Origin of the sequence: Lutibacter aestuarii (assembly GCF_042676885.1) — a bacterium.
Lineage (GTDB): Bacteria > Bacteroidota > Bacteroidia > Flavobacteriales > Flavobacteriaceae > Lutibacter > Lutibacter aestuarii.
In genome coordinates this window covers 504,607-519,295 of record NZ_JBHTIC010000002.1, presented here as the reverse complement: position 1 = coordinate 519,295, position 14,689 = coordinate 504,607, and the positions used below count along the sequence as shown (strand labels likewise).

Sequence of the window (14,689 nt, the reverse complement as noted above, 5' to 3'; positions counted from 1 at the left end):
AGAATATTCATTTGAGATTAAAGAGAATACTCCTGAATAAAAAATACATTACCCAACACCTTATATAATTTATGCTTACATTTGAACTAATATAAACGACTAACATTCAACAAGCGATTAGCTACGTCCGAAAAATCTCCGATTTTCCAGTTACACAATCATATAAAATCCGTTCTCTAAAAAAATCTCAACTGTACTTTCTTGAAATAGATTGACTAAAAATTAGACAACTTAAACTATTTCCTTTAAAGGGTTCAACCTGGTATTCCAATTAGTTCTATAAACAAATAAGACCGTTAGTAATAATTTAAAAAAATTAAAATAAAATATTTTAGTATTTTTAAATGCATGAAATACTTTTCTATAAATCTATATATAAAAATGCTAAATTGTGCTATAGAGGAAGGCATGTCGATAGAAGATTTTATGGATTTATCAAAACCAATTAACGCTGTAGATCATTTGCAAGTAGTTTCAGCAGAAGAATTCTTATCCTTACATGAATTACTTGCTGATAAGCTTGGACGCGGTTTTGCGGTAAGAGTAGGCCAAAAAATGATAATCGAAGATTATGGCGTTTTAGGACTTTCTTGGCGAACTTGTTCTAGATTAGGTGAAATTTTCGAACGTAGCGAACGCTACTTTAAACTATTGTCTAATACATTTTTATGGCAAATCCAAAAAGTAGGAAATGTTTCTCATATTATCCTCAATAGGGAAGCTCATAGAAGAGGCATGGAATTATCAACTGAGGCTAGTTTATCTGCAACAGTGGTGGTTTTACAAGCCATGTCTGAAAAAGAGATTTCCCCTATTCAGGTAAGCTTCAAACATAAAAAACCAAAAGATCTTACTAGTCATAAAAAAGCTTTTAATTGTTCTATCTTATTTGAGCAATCACAGTACTCCATAAGCTATAAAACAGAAGATCTAAGGCTACGAACAGCTAAAGCAGATGCTAGTATCCATAGCTATTTACTTCAACAAGTTGATGAGAAAACTAAAGGTATAAAAATTCCTGGTAATAAGTTTGTTCATGATGTAGAAACACTAATAAAAGATGCCCTTCCAACTGGTATTCCAAGTATACATTACATTAGTGACCTTACAGCAATGAGTAATCGAACACTTACTCGAAGACTTTCTGAAGCTGGAGTTAGCTATCGTGATTTAGTTAAAAAAACTCAAGAAAAAATAGCAAAAGAAATGCTACACAAAAATACTGAGAGTATAGGCGAAATTGCATTCTTAACAGGTTTTTCTGAGCAAAGTGCTTTTAATCGTGCCTTTAAAAAATGGACTGAACTTACCCCTTCAGAATTCAGAAAAAAAATCTAAAATTACTTTTGGCGTAAAATGTCAAAAGTTTGTCTTTAAGAGTCAAAAAATTCTTTTGATCACTTCGCACCTTTGTGTTATCAATTTAACCACTCAAGTAAAGATAACCAAATCACTTACTTTATTTTTTTAGGTATGATAATCATTAAATAGAAATGTTACCAAAACCTTAATTCAAACAGAATCAAATTACAAAACTTATAAAACAAAAAATCATGAAATATTTAAGAGCTATTAGTATTGGCATTATTATCTGGATTCTAGGAGTAAGTGTATTTACACTCTCATCAAATATCTTCATTTTAGAAAATGCAGAACAACAAGCAAATATGCTGCTTTTTATCTCAGTAATACCATTAGTATGGTTTGGAGCAAAACAATATTACAAAAAAGAAACAAACACTCATGGATATTGGGTAGGACAAACTTTCTTTTTAACCGCAACAGTTTTAGATGCTTTAATTACTGTTCCTGTTTTTATTATTCCAAATGGGGGTTCCTATCATCAATTTTTCACAGATGTAGGCTTTTGGTTTATAGGCTTAGAATTTCTAGCCATAACAGTACTGTATTGGTATATCAAAGCAGGAATTAATAAACAAAATCAAACTATATAAAACGTAAATATTATGAAACAAAACATTTTAGTTATAGGAGGAAATGGAAAAACTGGTAGCCGAGTTGCAGAAAATTTAAAACAATCTGGGCACAACGTACGCGTTGTGGGTAGAAAAACAAATCCAAATTTTAATTGGGAAGATATAGACACCTATAGCTCAGCTTTGAAAAATATGGATAGAGCCTACATCGTATATTATCCAGATTTGGCTATGCCAGGTTCAAGAGATGCCATAACAATACTCACAGAAAAAGCTTTAGAGGCAGGATTAGAAAAAGTGGTATTACTCTCTGGTAAAGGAGAAACAGAAGCAGAAGCTTGTGAGGATATCGTCGCCAATTCCGGCCTCAATTACACTTTGGTAAGAGCATCCTGGTTTAATCAAAATTTTAGTGAAGGTGCCTTTTTAGAATTCGTCCTAAATGGTGTTGTTGCACTACCCAGATCAGAGGTTAAAATTCCGTTTGTTGATACTGATGATATCGCTGACGTCGTTTCCAAAGTGATAGTCGATGATGCATATAATGGACAAACCATAACGGTTACAGGACCACAAAAAAGAACCTTTAAGGAGGTAGTAAGCATTATGTCTGAAGCCATTGATAAACACATTCAATTTGTGCCTATTTCTATTGATGAGTTTAAAGAAGGTATGCGAAAAGCTGGCTTGCCGGACTCTTATATTTGGCTCTTTGGTTATTTATTTAAAGAAGTATTAGGCAATCCAGACAACCAAGAAGTTTCCAATGATGTTGCCGAAGTATTGGGTAGGCCTGCAAAAGACTTTGAAACCTTTGCTAAGGAAACTGCGGCAACTGGAATTTGGAGTTAGATTTAAAAATAATTGAAATGAGAAAAACTTTTAAAATAATAACAACTGCCCTACTTGTTTTATGTAGCGCAATTGTATCTGCTCAAAACAATAATGAGCAAATCAACATCCATCACATAACAACTAAAATCGATAGTCTTTTAAGTAATTATAATGAGAATGAACCAGGCGCTGCCATTGGGCTTGTAAAAAACAATCAATTGATATATGAAAAGTACTTTGGATTGGCCAATCTTGATTATGAGATACCGATTCACAAAGAGACTTCTTTTCATGTGGCTTCAGTTTCTAAACAGTTTACCGCATTTGCCATTCTCTTACTGGAAGATGAAGGAAAACTTTCTTTAGAAGATGATATTAGAATCTACCTTCCTGAGATGCATAAATTTGAACCTAAAATAACCATTAGTCATTTACTAAATCACACAAGTGGATTAAAAGATAAGTATAACCTATTACGCCTCTCAGGTTGGACATTAGATGATGTGATTACCAATGAACAAGTATTGAATATTATTTTTAATCAAAAGACCTTAAATTTCAAACCCAACGAAAAACATATGTATAGCAATGCAAACTATGCATTGTTAGCAGAAATTGTAGCTAGAGTATCGAAGATGTCTTTTGTAGAGTTTACTCATAAGCGCATTTTTGAACCCCTACAGATGTATGATTCTAAATTTGTAGATAAAGAAGGACAGGTTATTAAAAATAAAAGTCTTTCCTATTTCAAAGTTGATTCAATTTACGTAGAAGATCTATTTAATAACTTCAGTGTTGGTGCTACCAATCTCAATACAACAATTACAGATTTGAGTAAATGGGCCATTAATTATGACACAAAAAAAGTGGGTAACGAAGTTATCTTTAATAAAATTCAAACCTTACAGTATTTGAATAATGGAGAAACCTATGGCTATGCAAATGGTTTGTTTATTAATACGTATAAAGGGTTTAAACGTATAGAACATAGTGGTCAAGACGCAAGTTATCAGGCCTATTTGGCAACTTTTCCAGAATTAAATTTTAGTCTAGTTTTTGCAAACACAAATGGTGAAATCAATGGTGCTAGAATGGTGTATGACATCATGGATATTTGTTTAGAACAATATACTACCCATAAAACGGACAAAAAGCCAACAGTTAAAAAGTTGCCACATCAAAAACCAATATCAAAAACACCTGCGGAGTTAATGCGTTATGAGGGTCATTATTGGGATGAAGGCGACCAATATTCTAGAAAAATAAAAGTAGAAAATGACACCTTACGTTTCATTACAAAAAATGGCAATACCGCTTTAGTACCCGTTGGCGAACATACTTTTGAAATGAATATTGATAGCTATGTTGGTATCTCTTTTACAAATAACCAGATGATAATTACACTGGATGATGGCTCTCAGATTTATTCGGAAAAATATCATCCTACACATTACAATGCAACTACACTTCAAGAATTCATAGGAAGGTATTACAGTTCTGAATTAAATGTGTATTACTCGTTTTATGTTAAAGAAGATCTGTTAGTGGCAAAACACACAAGACTGGGTGATTTTAAATTAAAAGCTATTAAAAAGGACTATTTCCTCGGTAATAAAGGTTCGTTTCTGAAAGTGGTTTTCGTAAGAAACTCGGTTAATGATGTTATAGGGTTTGAGGTATCTAGCAGTAGAGCGAAAAATGTTTTGTTCTTAAAAATTAAACAATAAAAAAATGAAAAGAGTTAACATTACATTACAATTATTAGTCTTCCTTTTCTTTTCTTGTACCAAAGAAACTCAATCAAATTTAATTCTGCTAGATTCTAACATTCCAACAGATGCTCCATTAGTTTTTGGGGAAGGGATTATTTCGACTAATAACTATGAGTTTGCCATTACGTTTACGCCAGAAATGGATGAAATATATTTTACACGAAGAAAAAATGGGGAGGACAATAAAATTTATACCATGAAGTTAATTGATGGTAAGTGGTCCAACCCAGAAGCAGCATTTTTTACAGCTACTGAAGGGTGGGATTTCGAGCCTCATATTAACCCTAATGGAGATAAGTTATATTTTGGTAGTACAAGACCACTAAACGATTCAATTAAATCATCTGGATTATACCAATGGTATAGTAAGAGAGAAGCAAATGGCTGGAGTACACCAATACCGTTAGAGAAACCATTTTTAGATAAATCAATAATAATGTACTTAACGTCTACAGAAAATGGTAATTTATACTTCACTACAGGAGAAAAAGGAGACAAACCAGAAGATTGGGTTATTTATAACTCGGTTAAGGAAAACGGTCAATATAAAAGCATTAAAAGAATGGGAAAAGAAATTAATACTTCTGGAAAATGGATAGCTCATTCATACATTGCTCAAAATGAAAGCTATATGATTTATGATTTCAAGAGCGATTTAGGATTTGGTGGAAGTGATTTATACATCAGCTTTAATAAAAATGGTATTTGGTCAAAGCCTTATAACTTAGGACCAAAAATAAACACTAATCAAACTGAAATGGCTGCAAGTGTCTCACCAGATGGCAACTATTTATTTTTCCATAGAGGAGGCGAAAATAAAGGTGATATTTATTGGGTAGCCTTTAAACCCATAAAAGAAAATATATTGAAGAATATTAATAATAAATAACAATATTATGAAATAAAGCATCTATTCAGTTTAAGTAACTTGCTTACTAGCCTTGATGTAAGCTATAATCAAGAATTAATTGATTTGAAAGTGGACAGAAATCCAAATTTAACATGCTTCAAAATCCGAAATGGTTAGAAAATTCCAAAAGTTTCACTATCTTATTCTCAAGAATTGAGTGACACTTGTAATTAAACATATTGCCAATAACAGCCGTAGTTCATTACTGTAAATTCCTAATCGGAATTCATTTTCGATTTGTTCTCTTTAAGCTATGGTGAAAAAATCCTATCGAGTTCACTAATACTTATAAGAATTAGCAATAAAACCGCTTAAATTTAAAATTTAAGTGGTTTTTAAGTTTAAATAACATTTTTCTGTTTTTAAAATTTATCTATAATTTTAAATATCTTTTCGGCATAGTAATTGCTAACATTTACAAAGTTATTATTTTTAAAAATCATAAATAATATTAACTTTAAACTAACTTTATTTAAATATCCAAATTGTAATTTTAACTTATTATAATCAATAACTCTAAAAAAAATATTATGAAAAACTTAGACTGGATAAAAACTTTATTACTTGGAGCATCAATAGTAATTGCAGGACTCTTTATTGGAAACATGCACAAGACTGGAAAAAAATACGATCGCTATGTACAAGTAAAAGGTTTATCTGAACGTGAAGTTTCAGCTGATCTAGCTGTTTGGCCAATGCACATTATGTTGACAGGAAATGACTTGAAATTATTAAAAACTGAGATTGAAAAACAAAATGAAGAAGTGTATAATTTCTTTATAAAACAAGGTTTTGATGAAAGTGAACTTTCCAAAGGAATTGCAAATATAAATGATGCAAAGGCTAATATCTACAATTCTAGCTATCAAAAAAACGAATATAGATATTTAGCTAAATCGGAGTTTACAGTTAGAACAAAAGATATAAAAAAACTTCAAAAAGCATTAATAGAATCACTTGAACTTATTTCAAAAGATATTTTATTAGGATCAAAAAATAGCTGGAGACCTATTGAATATATTTTTACAGGGTTAAATGAATTAAAACCTTCTATGATTGAAGAGGCTACTAAAAATGCTCGAGAAGTTGCAGAAAAATTTGCACGTGATTCTAATTCTGAAGTGGGTGAAATCAGAGTCGCTAGACAAGGATTATTTTCTATCAATGATAGAGACCAAAACACTCCAGAAATAAAAATTGTAAGAGTTGTTTCAACTATAGATTTTCAACTTAAAGAATAAACTAAAACTTCAAAAAAATGGGATTAATTTGCCTCAAAAGTTGTATTCAGCAATTTGAATATTACAAAGCTGTTGGAGAAAAAACTTTTGAGCAACTTGAAGAATCTGATTTGTTTTGGCAGTATAATACAGAAAGTAATTCCATCGCAATTATTGTCAACCACCTGTCTGGAAATATGAAATCTCGTTGGACAGATTTTCTACATTCTGATGGTGAAAAAGAATGGAGAAATAGAGACCGAGAATTTGAAGCTGTTATAAAAACTAAAAAAGAGCTTTTAATAAAATGGGAAGAAGGCTGGAATTGTTTATTTAATGCTTTAAATAAAATAACTCCAAATAACTTCAATACCGAAATTTATATACGAAATCAATCACATACTATTATTGATGCAGTAAACAGACAATTAGCACATTATGCTTATCATATTGGACAAATTGTTTACATTGGTAAAATGATTAAATCTGACCATTGGAAAAGTTTAACTATTCCAAAAGGAAAATCATTAGAATTTAATACTCAAAAATTCTCAAAAGGAAAACATAAAGGACATTTTTCTGATGATTTAAAAAATTGATCTTGTTAAAATGAAAACTGAAACACACTTTAACCAATATTTAATTACCAATAAATTTCAGTTTAATTTTAAAGGCATTACAAATCAATTTTACACAAATAACCCTTTAAATAATAAAGAGAACACAAAAAATAAGTTTTATAATTCTTCAAAATTTGACAATCAAATAATTGATAAGATTTCTAAAAAAACAAGTCTTATTTTTTTAAAAGAAAATGAAACTCAAACCAACCTTTGCTTTATTAATAGTACAGAACTTACTAACGATTTTAAAACCACATTTACTTTAAAAGATTTGTTTCATTATATATATGCGGTATTGCATTCTTCAATATATAAAGAAAAACATAAAGATTTTTTTAAGTTAATATATCCACCAATGCCTTATCCAAAAAACATTAATACTTTTTTGGAATTAGTTGACCTTGGAAATAAATTAGTTAAACTCCATACATCAATACCTAAAAATTCTACACACTCTATGATACAAGATAACCAAACGGAGAAAAGACAGGTTTTAAAAACTCAACTAAAATCTAAAACACTTGAATTGATTAAAAAAATTAACGAAATCGAGATTTAGTTCAAAAACTTATTTTTAGTAACTTTAACTGAACTATTAATAAATCTTTAAACATTATGAATTTAGGAGCATTTTCAATAAGTCTTGCTGTTAAAAACCTCAAGGCTTCAAAAGAATTTTATGAACACCTTGGGTTTAGTGTTTTTGCTGGAGCAATTGAAAATAATTATCTGATTATGAAAAATGAGAAATCACTAATTGGCTTGTTTCAAGGAATGTTTGAAAACAACATTTTAACATTCAATCCAGGCTGGGATGAAAATGCCAATGTCTTAACAAAATATGATGATATTCGATTAATTCAACAACACCTTAAAAGTGAAAACATTCAATTAGAACGTGAAGTGGACGAAAAAACTTTAGGTCCTGGAAGCATTGTAGTCAAAGATCCTGATGGTAATACTATTTTAATTGATCAACATATTTAGTATCAAAAAGTTTTTTTTTATGGATACATACAATGAAACATTTATTACTTGGAATACTATTGCTAAATTTTATCAAGATAAGTTTATGGATTTAGATATCTACAACGATACTTATCAAATTTTAGTTGAATCTATACCTAAAAAAAAAGCTAAAGTACTTGAAATAGGTTGTGGACCAGGTAATATTAGTAAATACCTGTTAACACAAAACCCACAATTAAAATTAAAAGGTATTGATGTTTCTGAAAATATGATCCAATTAGCCAAAAAAAATAATCCGATAGCTGAATTTGAAATAATGGATGGCAGAAAAATCCATCTGCTAAAAGATTCTTTTGACACCATAGTTTGCGGCTTTTGTATTCCATATTTTTCAAATAAAGATTGTATTAAATTAATTAACGATTGTAATAATTTACTAAACAATTCAGGAATACTATACCTTAGTTTTGTAGAAGGAGACCCTAGTAATTCTGGTTTTATTTCTGGCAGTAGTGGTGCCCGAACATATTTTTATTATCATCAATTAAAATCATTAAAAAAAGTATTGAAAAATTACTCTTTCAAAATCATTGATATTTTCCATAAAAATTATAAAAAACCGAATAACATAAATGAAATACATACCATAATAATTTTAAAAAAAGTAAATTAATTCTTTAATTATTTCAGATATTTGCAGCACTATTTTTAAAAATGGACAATCAAAAGATCGCTTTAAAAACAACTTACTTAAGCATTTTAAGTAACCTTTTATTAGCTCTAATAAAAGCTGCTGCTGGTATCTTAGGAAATTCATATGCTTTAATTGCCGATGCAATAGAATCCACAACCGATATATTTTCATCATTTTTAGTGTTCTTAGGTATTAAATATGCCAACAAACCCCCTGATGAAAATCATCCATATGGCCATGGTAGAATTGAACCGCTAATCACTTTTTTAGTGGTGGGCTTTTTAATAATTTCAGCTACTGTAATTGCTTATGAAAGTATTCATCAAATACTTTCACCACAAAAAGCACCTAAACCTTGGACCTTAATTGTTTTAGGAATTATAATAATTTGGAAAGAAATTTCATACAGAATTGTACTTCACAAAAGTATTCAAACCAATAGTACTTCATTAAAAGCTGATGCTTGGCATCACCGTAGCGATGCAATAACTTCTATTACTGCTTTTATAGGCATTTCTATAGCATTAATTTTTGGGGAAGGTTTTGAAGCTGCTGATGATTGGGCTGCACTTTTTGCTTCTGCATTTATAATTTACAACGCGTACTTAATATTTAGACCTGCCTTGGGTGAAATTATGGATGAACACGTGCATGATGATTTAATTGAAGAAATTAGAAATATTGCTATTACCGTTGAAGGCGTTTTAGGAACAGAAAAATGCTTTGTTAGAAAAACTGGAATGAAATATCATGTAGATTTACACGCTATTGTTAGTGGAGAAATTTCTGTTAAAGAAGGGCACTTAATTTCACATAATTTAAAAGACAGGTTACAAGAAAAAATACCTAATTTAAATGATGTATTAATTCATATTGAACCATTTAGAAAAGTTTTATAATAAATTCTAATATAAAAAATCGGAACTTTATTGTATTTTTATCACGCTTAAAATTCTAATTATGAGAAAAGCAGCAGTTGTATTATTCGTTATTGTTTCAATGATTTCTTCTTGTGAAAATAAAAAAGAAATCAGTTCAATTTCACCTGTAAATTGGAATAAAAGAACCATTTATAATTCACTAAGTGATACTTTAAAATTTGGTAAAACCTACTTAGCAGTGTATTCTCAAATATACAACAGTACCGAACATAGAACACATGATTTAACAGCAACTATAAGTATTAGAAATACCAATTTAAAAGATACCATATACATTCAAAAAGCTGACTATTATAATACCAAAGGAAATTTAATAAGAACTTACTTTAACAAAACAATTTATATTTCACCTTTAGAAACTGTTGAAATTGTAATAGATGAAAGCGACAAAGAAGGCGGAACAGGTGCTAATTTTGTTTTTCATTGGATGATAAACCCAACTTTAAATGAACCTTTATTTGAAGCTGTTATGATATCTACCACAGGTCAACAAGGCTTATCTTTTACAACTCAAGGAAAAAAAATAAACTAAAATTATTGATTTTTAATTTTATGTAAATACCTCAAAATATTTAATCTTCTTTTAAACAAAATTCAAACTTTTAGATTCATTTACTTGTTTTCTTTAAAAATACTTCAAGAAACTATTATTTAAAAAAAACTGCTTTTAACCCTTTTTTCTTAACATATTCTTAAAAAAAACTCTATAAAATAGCAAAAAAAGCATATTATGTAAAAAATATATTCATTATTTGTGTTTTCATAATAAATTATTTAATAACTTTATATGATTCAATACATTTCAACTAATTTTAACCGTTATGGAAAAAAAATTTAAAGTGAAAGTTGATGAATCTTACCTCTACGAATTTAAAGATTCGGACGCAAAAAGTTTAGACCTTTTAAAATTATCTAAATCCAAATTTCATTTAATAAATAATAATAAATCTTTTGATATAGAATTAGAGCAATCTCATTTTTATCAAAAACAATATGTTATTAAAGTAAATAAACATAGTTACAAAATTAAAATCTCTGATCAACTAGACTCCTTAATCAATAAAATGGGATTTTCGGTTGGAGCCGCAAAAAAAGAAAATAATATTAAAGCTCCAATGCCAGGAATGATTTTAAGTATAAATGTTAAAGAAGGTCAAAAAGTTAAAGAAGGTGAAACTTTAATGATTTTAGAAGCTATGAAAATGGAAAACACCATTGGTGCTCCAAAAGATGGAACTATAAAAGCCATCAACACCAAAAGTGGTAACACCGTTGAAAAAGGTGAATTAATGATAGAAATGGCTTAATTCTACAGTAACTTTAGTAAAGAACTTAAAAAATGTTCAAATGAAAAAAATACTTATTGCAAATAGAGGAGAAATAGCCATTAGAGTAATGAAAACAGCAAAAAAGATGGGAATTAAAACAGTTGCTGTATATTCTGAAGTTGATAGAAATGCTCCTCATGTAAGATTTGCAGATGAATCTGTTTGCATTGGAGAAGCACCATCTAATAAATCATATCTTTTAGGAGGGAAAATTATTGAAGAAGCAAAAAAACTAAATGTAGATGGTATACATCCTGGCTACGGTTTTTTAAGTGAAAATGCCAGTTTTGCTGAAGAAGTTGAAAAAAGTGGACTTATATTTATTGGTCCTAAATCTAAGTCTATTCAAATGATGGGAGATAAATTAGCAGCTAAAGAGGCTGTAAAAAATTACAATATCCCTATGGTCCCTGGAATAGATAAAGCAGTAACCGATCCTATTGAAGCATCAAAAATTGCTCGTCAAATTGGTTTTCCTATTTTAATTAAAGCTGCTGCTGGAGGTGGTGGTAAAGGCATGCGTATTGTTGAAAAAGAAGCCGCTATTGAAGAACAAATGGCTAGAGCCATTAGCGAGGCTACTTCAGCTTTTGGAAATGGAGCCGTTTTTATTGAAAAATACATTACCTCTCCACGCCATATTGAAATTCAAGTTTTAGCCGATAGTCATGGAACTATTCTTCATTTTTTTGAAAGAGAGTGTAGTATCCAGCGTCGTCATCAAAAAGTGATTGAAGAAGCTCCTTCATCAATTTTATCTCCTGAATTAAGAGAAGAAATGGGCAAAGCAGCTATATTGGTTGCAAAATCTTGCGATTATTTAGGAGCAGGAACTGTTGAATTTTTAATAGACAAAGAACTAAAATTCTATTTTTTAGAAATGAATACTCGCCTACAAGTTGAACACCCTGTAACCGAACTAATTTCTGGAGTAGATTTAGTAGAACAACAAATAAGAATTGCTTGTGGTGAAGCCTTGCAAATCAAACAAAAAGACCTTAAAATTAATGGCCATGCCTTAGAGTTAAGGGTTTATGCTGAAGATCCATTAAATAATTTTTTACCTAGCGTTGGAAACTTAAGCACCTATAAAATTCCTGTTGGAAAAGGGATAAGAGTTGATGATGGCTTTGAGGAAGGAATGGATATTCCAATTTATTATGACCCTATGCTTTCCAAACTAATTACCTATGGAAAAACACGTATAGAAGCTATCCAAATAATGATTGAAGCTATAAATGATTATAAAATATCGGGAGCTATGACAACTTTACCTTTTGGAAAATTTGTTTGCGAACATGAAGCCTTTAGATCTGGGAATTTCGATACTCATTTTGTAAAAAATTATTATTCTGCAGAAAAACTAAAACATGAAATTGAAGAAGAAGCCAAATTAGCAGCTTTAATTGGACTAAACATTTATTTAGAAGAACAAAAGCAATTAAAAATACCAAATACAAACTAAGCAAAAAACTATGGAAACTCAAAAAGAAACTAAAATTGAAAAATTAGATAAAAGAGTTGCTTTAGCGCACTTAGGAGGTGGTGAAGAAAGAATAAAAAAACAACATTCTAAGAAAAAATTAACTGCAAGAGAGCGCATTAACTACCTACTAGATGAAGGTTCTTTTGAAGAAATGGGTGTATTAGTTACACATAGAACAACCGATTTTGGAATGGAAAATCAAATTTATTTTGGTGATGGTGTTGTAACTGGTTATGGAACCATTGACGGAAGGTTGGTATATGTTTTTGCTCAAGATTTTACAGTTTTTGGAGGCGCTTTATCTGAAACACATGCTGAAAAAATTTGTAAAATTATGGATCAAGCGGTTAAAGTTGGCGCACCTTGTATAGGTTTAAATGATTCTGGTGGAGCAAGAATTCAAGAAGGAGTTCGTTCATTAGGTGGATATGCAGATATTTTTTATAGAAATGTACAATCTTCTGGAGTAATTCCACAAATTTCAGCCATTATGGGACCGTGTGCAGGAGGAGCTGTTTATTCACCAGCTATGACAGATTTTACACTAATGGTACAAGACACTAGCTATATGTTTGTAACTGGCCCAAACGTAGTTAAAACCGTAACAAATGAAGAAGTAACTTCAGAAGAGTTAGGAGGTGCTAGCACGCATGCCACAAAATCTGGCGTTACACACATTACTTCAGCAAATGACATTCAGTGCTTAGAAGATATTAAAACCTTAATAAGTTATATCCCTCAAAACAATAAATCATCCACAAAAAAATTACCCTATGAATTGGGAGATGAATTACGTTTAAATTTAGAAAATTTAGTACCTGAAAACACCAATAAACCTTATGATATGCATGATGTTATTAAGGGCATTATTGATGATGATTCTTTTTTTGAAATTCAAAAAGATTTTGCTGAAAATATTATTGTAGGTTTTGCAAGAATTGCAGGAAGAAGTATTGGAATTGTAGCTAACCAGCCTATGTTTTTAGCTGGTTGTTTAGATGTAAACAGCTCTATAAAAGGCGCTAGATTTACACGTTTTTGTGATTGTTTTAATATTCCATTATTGGTTTTAGTTGATGTTCCTGGTTTTTTACCTGGAACGGATCAAGAATGGAATGGCATCATTAAAAATGGAGCTAAATTATTATATGCATTAAGTGAAGCTACTGTTCCAAGAGTTACATTAATCACTAGAAAAGCTTATGGAGGAGCATATGATGTAATGAACTCTAAACACATTGGAGCAGATATGAATTTTGCTTGGCCAACTGCTGAAATTGCTGTTATGGGTGCCAAAGGTGCTGCTGAAATAATTTTTAAGAATGAAATAAAAGCTGCATCAAACCCAGAAGCTAAGTGGAAAGAAAAAGAAGCTGAATATGCTTATAAATTTGCAGATCCATATAGAGCGGCAAGAAGAGGATTTATTGATGAAGTCATTTATCCTAAAAACACGCGCCGAAAACTAATAAAAGCTTTCCAAATGCTTGAAGGAAAAGAAGTTGTTAGGCCAAAAAGAAAACATGGAAACATACCTTTATAAAAAAATAAAATTTTGTAAGGTTAATTAAAAAGATACGTCAAAAGTTTAAAGAGTTACACATTTTTTTAAAAATTCATTTTGATATTTAATGTTCTTTTGGTTAGTAACTCTTTGGAAAAAGTCTATAGTTTAAACTATAGACTTTTTTTATATGATTTCTGCAGATAACCCTTTTGTTAAAAGCCTTGTACAACGAGGTTTTAAATCGTTATATTCTCCGGTTTTAACTGTGCATTTACCCTTATAATGAACTAGTAATGCACATTGTTCTGCTTGTTCTAATGTATGATCACAAATTTCAATCAACGAATCTATTACGTGATCAAAAGTATTTACATCATCATTAAACAATACTATTTCGTTTTGATTTATTTCTTTTTCACAAACATCAATATCTTCTTGTATTTTTCTTTTTGTACTCATAGTGCTAAA

At 30.1% G+C, this 14,689-nt stretch carries 16 protein-coding genes; 15 read left to right on the top strand and 1 reads right to left on the bottom strand.

Translation table 11 applies throughout. The features are described 5' to 3' along the window. The first annotated feature begins 348 nt into the window (after positions 1–348). The 15 genes from ACFQZW_RS02255 (at position 349) to ACFQZW_RS02185 (ending at position 14,257) form a co-directional block, all read left to right on the top strand. Positions 349–1,338 carry an AraC family transcriptional regulator gene (locus ACFQZW_RS02255; RefSeq protein ID WP_386781401.1) on the top strand — a complete coding sequence of 330 codons (990 nt, stop codon included), beginning with the start codon at positions 349–351 and terminating at the stop codon, positions 1,336–1,338. A 215-nt stretch (positions 1,339–1,553) separates the two neighbouring features. Continuing rightward, entirely contained in the window at positions 1,554–1,955 is a 402-nt protein-coding gene (locus ACFQZW_RS02250) for a DUF5367 family protein (RefSeq protein WP_298263430.1), read from the top strand. Positions 1,956–1,967: 12 nt separating this feature from the next. Further along, on the top strand, positions 1,968–2,789 hold the full coding sequence (locus ACFQZW_RS02245; protein ID WP_372801154.1) for an NmrA family NAD(P)-binding protein: 822 nt from the start codon (positions 1,968–1,970) through the stop codon (positions 2,787–2,789). Between the two features lie 17 nt (positions 2,790–2,806). Then, positions 2,807–4,498, top strand: coding sequence for a serine hydrolase domain-containing protein (locus tag ACFQZW_RS02240; protein WP_386781400.1), 1,692 nt, complete (start codon positions 2,807–2,809; stop codon positions 4,496–4,498). Positions 4,499–4,502: 4 nt separating this feature from the next. Continuing rightward, on the top strand, positions 4,503–5,432 hold the full coding sequence (locus ACFQZW_RS02235; protein ID WP_386781399.1) for a TolB family protein: 930 nt from the start codon (positions 4,503–4,505) through the stop codon (positions 5,430–5,432). Between the two features lie 551 nt (positions 5,433–5,983). After that, entirely contained in the window at positions 5,984–6,694 is a 711-nt protein-coding gene (locus ACFQZW_RS02230; protein WP_298263436.1) for an SIMPL domain-containing protein, read from the top strand. Between the two features lie 17 nt (positions 6,695–6,711). Continuing rightward, positions 6,712–7,272: a DUF1572 family protein gene (locus ACFQZW_RS02225; protein ID WP_386781398.1), complete on the top strand. Its 561-nt coding sequence runs from the start codon at positions 6,712–6,714 to the stop codon at positions 7,270–7,272. A gap of 10 nt (positions 7,273–7,282) precedes the next feature. After that, on the top strand, positions 7,283–7,855 hold the full coding sequence (locus tag ACFQZW_RS02220) for a type ISP restriction/modification enzyme (protein ID WP_386781397.1): 573 nt from the start codon (positions 7,283–7,285) through the stop codon (positions 7,853–7,855). A gap of 56 nt (positions 7,856–7,911) precedes the next feature. After that, positions 7,912–8,283, top strand: coding sequence for a VOC family protein (locus ACFQZW_RS02215; protein ID WP_386781396.1), 372 nt, complete (start codon positions 7,912–7,914; stop codon positions 8,281–8,283). Positions 8,284–8,302: 19 nt separating this feature from the next. After that, positions 8,303–8,938, top strand: a complete 636-nt coding sequence (locus tag ACFQZW_RS02210) for a class I SAM-dependent methyltransferase (RefSeq protein ID WP_386781395.1) — start codon at positions 8,303–8,305, stop codon at positions 8,936–8,938. A gap of 41 nt (positions 8,939–8,979) precedes the next feature. Next, on the top strand, positions 8,980–9,858 hold the full coding sequence (locus ACFQZW_RS02205) for a cation diffusion facilitator family transporter (RefSeq protein WP_386781394.1): 879 nt from the start codon (positions 8,980–8,982) through the stop codon (positions 9,856–9,858). 61 nt (positions 9,859–9,919) lie between these two features. Further along, positions 9,920–10,432 (top strand): DUF3124 domain-containing protein, encoded by a 513-nt coding sequence (locus ACFQZW_RS02200; RefSeq protein WP_298263443.1) that lies wholly within the window; start codon positions 9,920–9,922, stop codon positions 10,430–10,432. 289 nt (positions 10,433–10,721) lie between these two features. Next, a complete protein-coding gene (locus ACFQZW_RS02195) occupies positions 10,722–11,207 on the top strand; it encodes an acetyl-CoA carboxylase biotin carboxyl carrier protein subunit (RefSeq protein WP_298263444.1) in 486 nt (161 codons plus the stop codon). A 40-nt stretch (positions 11,208–11,247) separates the two neighbouring features. After that, positions 11,248–12,693, top strand: a complete 1,446-nt coding sequence (locus ACFQZW_RS02190) for an acetyl-CoA carboxylase biotin carboxylase subunit (protein WP_386781393.1) — start codon at positions 11,248–11,250, stop codon at positions 12,691–12,693. Between the two features lie 10 nt (positions 12,694–12,703). After that, positions 12,704–14,257 carry an acyl-CoA carboxylase subunit beta gene (locus ACFQZW_RS02185; RefSeq protein ID WP_298263446.1) on the top strand — a complete coding sequence of 518 codons (1,554 nt, stop codon included), beginning with the start codon at positions 12,704–12,706 and terminating at the stop codon, positions 14,255–14,257. A 147-nt stretch (positions 14,258–14,404) separates the two neighbouring features. On the opposite strand, the gene ACFQZW_RS02180 is transcribed toward ACFQZW_RS02185, so the two are convergent. Then, positions 14,405–14,680, bottom strand: a complete 276-nt coding sequence (locus tag ACFQZW_RS02180) for an ATP-dependent Clp protease adaptor ClpS (RefSeq protein ID WP_298263447.1) — start codon at positions 14,678–14,680, stop codon at positions 14,405–14,407. Positions 14,681–14,689 lie beyond the last annotated feature (9 nt).

What these genes read in the sequence shown, in the direction of transcription:
- ACFQZW_RS02255 (WP_386781401.1), top strand. Translation starts at nt 349, where the DNA reads ATGAAATACTTTTCTATAAATCTATATATAAAAATGCTAAATTGTGCT.
- ACFQZW_RS02250 (WP_298263430.1), top strand. Translation starts at nt 1,554, where the DNA reads ATGAAATATTTAAGAGCTATTAGTATTGGCATTATTATCTGGATTCTA.
- ACFQZW_RS02245 (WP_372801154.1), top strand. Translation starts at nt 1,968, where the DNA reads ATGAAACAAAACATTTTAGTTATAGGAGGAAATGGAAAAACTGGTAGC.
- ACFQZW_RS02240 (WP_386781400.1), top strand. Translation starts at nt 2,807, where the DNA reads ATGAGAAAAACTTTTAAAATAATAACAACTGCCCTACTTGTTTTATGT.
- ACFQZW_RS02235 (WP_386781399.1), top strand. Translation starts at nt 4,503, where the DNA reads ATGAAAAGAGTTAACATTACATTACAATTATTAGTCTTCCTTTTCTTT.
- ACFQZW_RS02230 (WP_298263436.1), top strand. Translation starts at nt 5,984, where the DNA reads ATGAAAAACTTAGACTGGATAAAAACTTTATTACTTGGAGCATCAATA.
- ACFQZW_RS02225 (WP_386781398.1), top strand. Translation starts at nt 6,712, where the DNA reads ATGGGATTAATTTGCCTCAAAAGTTGTATTCAGCAATTTGAATATTAC.
- ACFQZW_RS02220 (WP_386781397.1), top strand. Translation starts at nt 7,283, where the DNA reads ATGAAAACTGAAACACACTTTAACCAATATTTAATTACCAATAAATTT.
- ACFQZW_RS02215 (WP_386781396.1), top strand. Translation starts at nt 7,912, where the DNA reads ATGAATTTAGGAGCATTTTCAATAAGTCTTGCTGTTAAAAACCTCAAG.
- ACFQZW_RS02210 (WP_386781395.1), top strand. Translation starts at nt 8,303, where the DNA reads ATGGATACATACAATGAAACATTTATTACTTGGAATACTATTGCTAAA.
- ACFQZW_RS02205 (WP_386781394.1), top strand. Translation starts at nt 8,980, where the DNA reads ATGGACAATCAAAAGATCGCTTTAAAAACAACTTACTTAAGCATTTTA.
- ACFQZW_RS02200 (WP_298263443.1), top strand. Translation starts at nt 9,920, where the DNA reads ATGAGAAAAGCAGCAGTTGTATTATTCGTTATTGTTTCAATGATTTCT.
- ACFQZW_RS02195 (WP_298263444.1), top strand. Translation starts at nt 10,722, where the DNA reads ATGGAAAAAAAATTTAAAGTGAAAGTTGATGAATCTTACCTCTACGAA.
- ACFQZW_RS02190 (WP_386781393.1), top strand. Translation starts at nt 11,248, where the DNA reads ATGAAAAAAATACTTATTGCAAATAGAGGAGAAATAGCCATTAGAGTA.
- ACFQZW_RS02185 (WP_298263446.1), top strand. Translation starts at nt 12,704, where the DNA reads ATGGAAACTCAAAAAGAAACTAAAATTGAAAAATTAGATAAAAGAGTT.
- ACFQZW_RS02180 (WP_298263447.1), bottom strand. Translation starts at nt 14,680, where the DNA reads ATGAGTACAAAAAGAAAAATACAAGAAGATATTGATGTTTGTGAAAAA.